The sequence below is a fragment of the Streptomyces sp. NPDC026672 genome (genome assembly GCF_040638185.1).
GTDB lineage: Bacteria > Actinomycetota > Actinomycetes > Streptomycetales > Streptomycetaceae > Streptomyces.
Window position 1 is genome coordinate 76,874 of record NZ_JBEZXS010000037.1, and the last position, 8,946, is coordinate 85,819.

6 protein-coding genes are annotated in these 8,946 nt (G+C 68.6%); all 6 read left to right on the forward strand.

Annotation, left to right across the window (positions count from 1 at the left end):
- Positions 1 to 377 precede the first annotated feature (377 nt).
- The 6 genes from AB0F77_RS32920 (at position 378) to pknB (ending at position 8,776) form a co-directional block, all read left to right on the forward strand.
- The gene (locus AB0F77_RS32920; protein ID WP_361955346.1) at positions 378 to 1,241 is read left to right on the forward strand and encodes a DUF3662 and FHA domain-containing protein; all 864 of its coding nucleotides are present in this window, start codon (positions 378 to 380) and stop codon (positions 1,239 to 1,241) included.
- Positions 1,242 to 1,251: 10 nt separating this feature from the next.
- A complete protein-coding gene (locus AB0F77_RS32925; protein ID WP_361955347.1) occupies positions 1,252 to 1,770 on the forward strand; it encodes an FHA domain-containing protein in 519 nt (172 codons plus the stop codon).
- 98 nt (positions 1,771 to 1,868) lie between these two features.
- Positions 1,869 to 3,416: a Stp1/IreP family PP2C-type Ser/Thr phosphatase gene (locus tag AB0F77_RS32930; protein WP_361955353.1), complete on the forward strand. Its 1,548-nt coding sequence runs from the start codon at positions 1,869 to 1,871 to the stop codon at positions 3,414 to 3,416.
- Positions 3,417 to 3,443: 27 nt separating this feature from the next.
- On the forward strand, positions 3,444 to 4,904 hold the full coding sequence (locus AB0F77_RS32935; protein WP_361955348.1) for an FtsW/RodA/SpoVE family cell cycle protein: 1,461 nt from the start codon (positions 3,444 to 3,446) through the stop codon (positions 4,902 to 4,904).
- Positions 4,905 to 5,125: 221 nt separating this feature from the next.
- Positions 5,126 to 6,601 carry a penicillin-binding protein 2 gene (locus tag AB0F77_RS32940; protein ID WP_361955349.1) on the forward strand — a complete coding sequence of 492 codons (1,476 nt, stop codon included), beginning with the start codon at positions 5,126 to 5,128 and terminating at the stop codon, positions 6,599 to 6,601.
- Positions 6,602 to 6,772: 171 nt separating this feature from the next.
- Positions 6,773 to 8,776 (forward strand): Stk1 family PASTA domain-containing Ser/Thr kinase, encoded by a 2,004-nt coding sequence (gene pknB / locus AB0F77_RS32945; RefSeq protein ID WP_361955350.1) that lies wholly within the window; start codon positions 6,773 to 6,775, stop codon positions 8,774 to 8,776.
- Positions 8,777 to 8,946 lie beyond the last annotated feature (170 nt).

Sequence of the window (8,946 nt, forward strand, 5' to 3'; positions counted from 1 at the left end):
CCCGACCCTCTCGGGCTGGCCCCTTCCGACATGCAGAAGATTAGCACGCCGGAGACGGTGGATTCACATCGCTTGTTTCCGAGGTCCCGGGCCCGTCCGTCACGTATCAAGGAGAACCGGTTCACGTATCAACCTCGTACCGGTGACGCCCGTCTCCCCCGGAGGCGGGCCGGGTGGGTGTCCGGGTGCGGGACACTTGTCCTCACCCGCCTCTACGATCCTTGACACAAGGAGTTCGAAGGGGAGTCGCTGGGGGAACCGGCTCATTGCCGGGTGCGTGGATACGATCAGTAAGCAGTACCAGGCAGTACCAGGCAGGGCAGTACGGAACAACAGCGGTACGGCAGGCAGTACGGCAACGATGGAGGAGGTGCCCCATGGGAGTCCTGAAGAAGTTCGAGCAACGTCTCGAAGGTCTGGTCAACGGCACCTTCGCCAAGGTGTTCAAGTCCGAGGTCCAGCCCGTGGAGATCGCCGGAGCGCTCCAGCGGGAGTGCGACAACAACGCGACGATCTGGAACCGCGACCGGACCGTCGTCCCCAACGACTTCATCGTGGAGCTCAGCGCGCCCGACCACGAGCGCCTCAGCCCCTACTCGGGCCAGCTCGGCGACGAGCTGGCCGGCATGGTCCGCGACTACGCCAAGCAGCAGCGCTACACGTTCATGGGCCCGATCAAGGTCAACCTGGAGAAGGCGGAGGACCTCGACACCGGCCTCTACCGGGTGCGCAGCCGCACCCTCGCCTCCTCCAGCAGCCAGCAGGCCGCGCCCGCCGCCGCCCCGCCCGGACGCCCCGGCCAGGGCGCCGCCCCGGGCGGCTACGGCTATCCGCAGCCCGGACCCGCCGCGGCTCCCCCCATGCCGTCCGCGCCGCCCCCCGGCGCCCGGCAGGGCGGCTACGGCTATCCGCAGCCCGCCTCCCCCCAGCGGCCCCCGGCCGCGCCCACGAGCGGCGGACGCACCCGCTACTGGATCGAGATCAACGGCACCCGCCACCAGATCTCCCGTTCGACCCTCGTCATGGGCCGCAGCACCGAGGCCGACGTGCGGATCGACGACCCCGGCGTCTCCCGCCGGCACTGCGAGATCCGGACCGGAACGCCCTCGACGATCCAGGATCTCGGATCCACCAACGGCATCGTGGTGGACGGACAGCACACCACCCGCGCTACGCTCCGCGACGGCTCGCGGATCGTCGTGGGCAGCACCACCGTTATCTATAGGCAAGCCGAAGGGTGAAGCGGGGGCAATGTCAGAGCTGACCCTCACGGTCATGCGGCTGGGTTTCCTGGCCGTACTGTGGCTGTTCGTGATCGTGGCCGTGCAGGTCATCCGCAGCGACCTGTTCGGTACGCGCGTCACCCAGCGCGGGTCGCGCCGCGAGGCCGGGCGGGGCCAGCAGGCCGCTCGGCAGCAGGCCGCGCCCCCGCCGCAGCAGCGCGCCCAGCAGAGCGGCGGGCGCCAGCGGCGCAACGCCCCCTCCAAGCTGGTCGTGACCGAAGGCACCCTGACCGGTACGACCGTGGCCCTCCAGTCGCAGACGATCACCCTGGGCCGCGCGCACGACTCCACCATCGTGCTGGACGACGACTACGCCTCCAGCCGCCACGCCAGGATCTACCCCGACCGCGACGGCCAGTGGATCGTCGAGGACCTCGGATCCACCAACGGCACCTACCTGGACCGGTCCCGGCTCACGACTCCCACGCCGATCCCGCTGGGCGCCCCGATCCGCATCGGCAAGACCGTCATCGAGCTGCGGAAGTAGTACTACGTCATGGAAGAGCGCGAGCGGAGCGAGCACGCAACGGCGGACCGCCTGGCGGCCGCCGGCGCGCTCCCGACCGGAGGGTGGGCACCGTGCGGATGTACCCGGAGCCGACGGGCGAGGTGCGCATGAGTCTGTCACTGCGCTTCGCCGCCGGATCGCACAAAGGCATGATCCGGGAGGGCAACGAGGACTCCGGCTACGCCGGTCCCCGGCTGCTGGCCATCGCCGACGGCATGGGCGGCCAGGCCGCAGGTGAGGTCGCCTCCTCCGAGGTGATCTCCACGCTGGTCACGCTCGACGACGACGTGCCCGGCTCCGACATCCTCACCTCGCTCGGCGTGGCCGTGCAGCGCGCCAACGACCAGCTGCGCTCCATGGTCGAGGAGGACCCGCAGCTGGAGGGCATGGGGACGACCCTGACCGCCCTCCTGTGGACCGGCCAGCGGCTCGGCCTCGTGCACGTCGGCGACTCCCGCGCCTATCTGCTGCGCGACGGCGTGCTCACGCAGATCACGCAGGACCACACCTGGGTGCAGCGGCTCGTCGACGAGGGCCGGATCACCGAGGAGGAGGCCACGACCCACCCGCAGCGCTCGCTCCTGATGCGGGCGCTCGGCAGCGGCGACCACGTCGAGCCCGACCTGTCGATCCGCGAGGTCCGGGCCGGCGACCGCTATCTGATCTGCTCCGACGGACTGTCCGGCGTCGTCTCCCACCAGACGATGGAGGAGGCCCTCGCCAGCTACCAGGGCCCGCAGGAGACGGTGCAGGAGCTGATCCAGCTCGCGCTGCGCGGCGGCGGTCCCGACAACATCACCGTGATCGTCGCGGACGTCCTCGACCTGGACACGGGCGACACCCTCGCCGGCCAGCTCTCCGACACCCCCGTGGTGGTCGGCGCGGTCGCCGAGAACCAGAACCACCTGCACGACAACGGGATCATGCAGACCCCGGCCGGCCGCGCCTCCCACCTCGGCCGCCAGGTGCCCGGCCAGGGCGGCGGCGGCGAGTTCGGCCCGCCCGGCAGCGGCGACACCACCGGCTACGTGCCGACGGGCAGCTTCGGCGACTACACGGACGACGACTTCGTGAAGCCGCGCAAGGGCCGCTGGCTGAAGCGCAGCTTCTACTCCGTCCTCGTCCTCGCCGTCATCGGCGGCGGTCTGTACGGCGGCTACCGCTGGACGCAGACCCAGTACTACGTCGGCACCAAGGGCGAGCACGTCGCGCTGTTCCAGGGCATCAGCCAGGACCTGGCCTGGGTGTCGCTGTCGAAGGTGGAGAAGGACCACCCCGAGATCGAACTCAAGTACCTGCCCGCCTACCAGCAGAAGCAGGTCAAGGCCACGATCGCCGAGGGCGGTCTGAACGCGGCCCGCTCGAAGATCGACGAACTGGCCGTGCAGGCCTCCGCCTGCAAGAAGGAGGCCCAGCGTCGGTCCGCCGAGAGCGAGACCAGGGCGGGCGAGGCCGGCGGAACCACCGACACGTCCCTCACGTCCAAGTCCACGCCGTCGCCCGGTTCGACGGCATCGGCGCCCCCTTCGAAGTCTCCGTCCACGACCCCGTCCGCGACCCCCAGCCCCGGCCCCAGCCTCTCGGAGGATGAGCAGAAGGTCGTCTCGCTGTGCGGTAAGCAGTAGGCAAGCCGTGAGAGGCCCTGTCACACGATGAGCAGTACTACCAACCCGTCGACGCACCACACGTCCACCATCGGCGCCATCGGCACGCCGAGCCGGCGCAACACCGAGCTCGCGCTGCTGGTGTTCGCGGTCGCCATCCCGGTGTTCGCCTACGCCAACGTGGGCCTCGCCATCAACGACCAGGTGCCCGCCGGCCTGCTGGCCTACGGCCTGGGCCTCGGCCTCCTGGCCGGCGTCGCCCATCTCGTCGTACGGAAGTTCGCCCCATACGCGGATCCGCTGCTGCTGCCCCTCGCGACACTGCTGAACGGGCTCGGTCTGGTCGTCATCTGGCGGCTCGACCAGTCCAAGCTGCTGCAGAGCCTCAACGTGGCCGGCGGCAAGGCGACCAACCAGCTGCTGTACACGGCCATGGGCATCGCGCTGTTCGTCGTCGTCCTGATCTTCCTCAAGGACCACCGCACGCTCCAGCGCTACACCTACATCTCCATGGTCGCGGCGATCTTCCTGCTGCTGCTCCCGCTGGTCCCGGGGCTCGGCCTCAACGTCTACGGCGCCAAGATCTGGATCTCCATCGGCGGGTTCACCATCCAGCCCGGTGAGTTCGCGAAGATCGTGCTGGCCGTGTTCTTCGCCGGCTACCTGATGGTGAAGCGGGACGCGCTGGCGCTCGCCAGCCGCCGTGTCATGGGGCTGTACCTGCCGCGCGGGCGCGACCTCGGCCCGATCCTCGTGGTCTGGTTCCTCTCGATCCTCATCCTGGTCTTCGAGACCGACCTCGGTACGTCGCTGCTGTTCTTCGGCATGTTCGTGATCATGCTGTACGTCGCCACCGAGCGGACCAGCTGGATCGTCTTCGGTCTGCTGATGTCGGCGGCCGGCGCGGTCGGCGTGGCGAGCTTCGAGCCGCACGTGAAGATGCGCGTCCAGGCGTGGCTCAGCCCGCTGGGCGAGTACAAGCTCTCCCAGCAGGGCGTCCCCGGTCACTCCGAGCAGGCCATGCAGGCCCTGTGGGCGTTCGGCTCCGGCGGCACCCTCGGCACCGGCCTCGGCCAGGGCCACTCCGAGCTGATCCGGTTCGCCGCCAACTCCGACTTCATCCTCGCCACGTTCGGCGAGGAGCTGGGCCTGGCCGGCATCATGGCGATCCTGCTGCTGTACGGGCTGATCGTGGAGCGCGGCGTACGCACCGCCCTGGCCGCCCGCGACCCGTTCGGCAAGCTGCTCGCCGTGGGCCTGTCCGGCGCCTTCGCGCTCCAGGTGTTCGTGGTCGCCGGCGGTGTGATGGGGCTCATCCCGCTCACCGGTATGACGATGCCGTTCCTGGCGTACGGCGGTTCCTCCGTCATCGCCAACTGGGCCCTCATCGGCATCCTCATCCGCATCAGCGACACCGCCCGCCGTCCGGCACCCGCCCCGGCGGCCAGCCCCGACGCCGAGATGACCCAGATCGTCCGCCCTGGTGGGGCCGACCCGATCACCGGATGACCCTTCTCACGCCCCGCGGCGGACGGTTCCCCACCAGGGCCGTCCGCCCCGCGTGGAACCCTCCGCGGCTGCGGTACGTCTATTGATCAGCCGTTGTCCACACCCCGATCGGGCGCACAGCGGCTGCCCCTAGACTGTGGGCCGCCGAAGACGCGCCAGCACCAGCGACACCGAGAGACCGAAGCAACAGGCGCACCTGCTTGCTTGTGGAAAGGCCGGACGTGAACAAGCCACTGCGCCGCATCGCGATCTTCTGTGGACTCCTCGTCCTCACCCTCCTGATCCGCGACAACTGGCTGCAGTACGTGCAGGCCGACACGCTGCGCACGGACACCAAGAACCGCCGGGTGGCCATCGAACGGTACGCGTCGCCACGCGGCGACCTCATCGTCGACGGTGACCCGATAACCGGTTCGGTCGAGGCCAAGAGCGGCGACTTCAAGTACAAGCGGACGTACAAGAACGGGCCCATGTGGGCACCGGTGACCGGCTTCACGTCACAGGCGTTCGGCGCCACCCAGCTGGAGTCCATCGAGGACGGCATCCTCACCGGCAACGACGACCGGCTGTTCTTCCGCAACACCCTCGACATGGTCACGGGCAAGCCCAAGCAGGGCGGCAACGTGGTCACCACGCTCAGCGGGGCCGCGCAGAAGGCCGCGTACGACGGTCTGAAGGCACAGGGCGGCAAGGGCGCCGTCGTGGCCATCGAGCCGTCCACCGGCAAGATCCTGGCCCTCGCCTCCTACCCGTCGTACGACCCCTCGTCCTTCGCCGGGTACTCGGACAGCGACGCCAAGGCGTGGAAGCAGGCCCAGAAGACGTACAACCCGAACGACCCGATGCTGAACCGCGCGCTGCGCGAGACCTACCCGCCGGGCTCCACCTTCAAGGTGGTCACGGCGGCGGCGGCACTGGAGAACGGGAAGTACACCTCGGCGGACGAGAAGACCGACTCCCCGCTGCCCTGGATCATGCCCGGCACCAACACCGAGCTGAAGAACGAGGGGAACATCCCCTGCAAGGACGCGACGATGCGAGTCGCGCTCCAGTACTCCTGCAACACCGTCTTCGGCAAGATCGGCGCCGACCTCGGCAACGACAAGATGCTGGCCGAGGCCAAGAAGTTCGGCTTCGACGAACAGCAGTTCGTGCCGGTCCGCTCCAACGCCTCGGTGTTCTCCGACAAGATGAACGATTCGCAGACCGCACTGTCCTCGATCGGCCAGTTCAACACCGCCGCGACCCCCCTCCAGATGGCCATGGTCGCCTCCGCGGTCGCCAACGACGGCAAGCTGATGAAGCCGTACATGGTCGACAAGCTCCAGTCCTCCACCCTGGACACGGTCGCGCAGACCGAGCCGGAGGAGATGAGCCAGCCGCTGAGCTCGAACAACGCGCAGATCCTCCAGTCGATGATGGAGACCGTGATCAAGGACGGCACCGGCAAGAACGCGCAGATCAACGGCGTGACGGTGGGCGGCAAGACCGGTACGGCCCAGAACGGCATCAACAACAGCGGCAACCCCTACGCCTGGTTCATCTCCTATGCCAAGGTCGGTAACGGCAGCTCGCCGGTCGCCGTGGCGGTGGTGATCGAGGACGACCAGGCCAACCGCGAGGACATCTCCGGCGGCGGTCTCGCGGCTCCGATCGCGAAGAACGTGATGGAGGCGGTCATCAACGCCAAGAAGTGACACCGATCACGTCCCCTGCACATCGGTGCACGTTGCGATACCGGTCCTGTATCAGGTGACGCTCTTGGCCAGGTCAAACAAAGCGAGCCGGGTACGGTAGGCCCGGACGGCAGCCTCCGACCGCACACCACTGTGCCGGCCGGGACCGACGGAGAGGGCTGGTAGGTAGCTATGGAAGAGCCGCGTCGCCTCGGCGGCCGGTACGAGCTGGGCCAGGTGCTCGGCCGTGGTGGCATGGCCGAGGTCTACCTCGCGCATGACACCCGGCTCGGTCGCACCGTGGCGGTGAAGACGCTGCGCGCGGACCTCGCGCGTGACCCGTCCTTCCAGGCCCGGTTCCGCCGGGAGGCCCAGTCGGCCGCCTCGCTCAACCATCCCGCGATCGTCGCGGTCTACGACACGGGCGAGGACTACATCGACGGGGTCTCGATCCCGTACATCGTGATGGAGTACGTCGACGGCTCCACGCTCCGTGAGCTTCTGCACAGCGGCCGCAAGCTGCTGCCCGAGCGGTCGATGGAAATGACCATCGGCATCCTCCAGGGCCTGGAGTACGCCCACCGCAGCGGCATCGTCCACCGTGACATCAAGCCCGCGAACGTCATGCTGACGCGCAACGGCCAGGTCAAGGTGATGGACTTCGGCATCGCCCGCGCGATGGGCGACTCCGGCATGACGATGACGCAGACGGCGGCGGTCATCGGCACCGCGCAGTACCTCTCGCCGGAGCAGGCCAAGGGCGAGCAGGTCGACGCCCGCTCGGACCTCTACTCGACGGGCTGCCTGCTGTACGAGCTGCTGACGGTACGGCCGCCCTTCGTCGGCGACTCGCCGGTCGCGGTGGCCTACCAGCACGTACGGGAGGAGCCGCAGTCCCCGAGCGTCTTCGACCCCGAGATCACGCCCGAGATGGACGCCATCGTCCTCAAGGCACTGGTCAAGGACCCGAACTACCGCTACCAGTCCGCGGACGAGATGCGCGCCGACATCGAGGCGTGCCTCGACGGCCAGCCCGTCGCGGCGACGGCGGCGCTCGGCGCGGTGGGCTACGGGGCCTACCCCGACGACCAGGCGACGACCGCGCTGCGCTCCGAGCCGGGCGCCGGCGCGACGAGCATGCTGCCGCCGATGAACCCGGACGACGGCGGGTACGGCTACGACGAGCGCCCCGACCGGCGCCGGCAGCCGAAGAAGAACAACACCTCGACGATCGTCCTCGTGGTCGCGGGCGTCCTGGTCCTGATCGGCGCCATCCTGATCGGGAAGTACGCCTTCGGCGGGGGCGGCCCCGGCAACGACTCGATCGCCGTGCCGAACTTCGTCGGCCAGACCCGGGCGGCGGCCACCCAACAGGCGGACAACGTCGGCCTCAAGCTGGCCTTCACCGACAAGGAGTGCGAGAACCAGCCCAAGGGCAAGGTCTGCGCACAGGACCAGGACCCGGAGACGAAGGTCGAGAAGGACTCCACGGTCAACCTGGTGGTCTCCACCGGGGCGCCGAAGGTCTCCGTGCCCAGCGTGATCGGGCTCAGCCAGGAGGACGCGCAGTCGAAGCTGGAGGGCGACGACTACGGGTTCACGATCAAGACCAAGTCGCGCGTCTCCACCGAGGACCCGGGCACGGTGCTCGACCAGGACCCGATCGGCGGCAAGGAGGTCGAGAAGGGCTCCACGATCACCCTCACAGTCGCCAAGGCGTCCGACAAGGCGACCGTCCCCGACGTGATTGACCGCACCTGCGACGAGGCAAAGATCCAAATGCAGGCAGCCAACCTCATTGGCAACTGCGTCGAGCAGCCCACCAACGATCCGAACCAGGACGGCAAGGTCATCTCGACCTCGCTCCAGGCTGGCCAGAGGGCGGACAAGAACAGCACGGTCACGATCACGGTCGGCAAGCTGCAACAGCAGCAGAAGACCCCGGTGCCCGGTGTCGTCGGAGCGACCGTGGCCCAGGCCCGGCAGGCCCTGAACCAGGCGGGCTTCACCCAGATCCAGTTCGAAAACGGCAGTGACCAGAGCGACAACGCGCGGGTCATCCGACAGGATCCGAACCCCAACCAGCAGGTCGACGACCCGGCGAACACCGTCATCAAGCTGACCACCTTCCCCGCCGGCGGCGGAGGCAACAACGGTGGTGGCGGAGGCGGCTTCTTCGGAGGCGGCAACGGCTGATCCCCATGGACGATGAGAGGGCCTCCACCAGAAGATTCTGGTGGAGGCCCTCTCATCGTTATCAGTCGACTCCTGTGGTGGCTGGCACTGTGGGGTGGCTGGGTCCTGATGGCCGTGTCGCGGGCGGTAGCTGAGTGTTCGGTCCGGTGCGGGCACGTCGCCGTGAATTG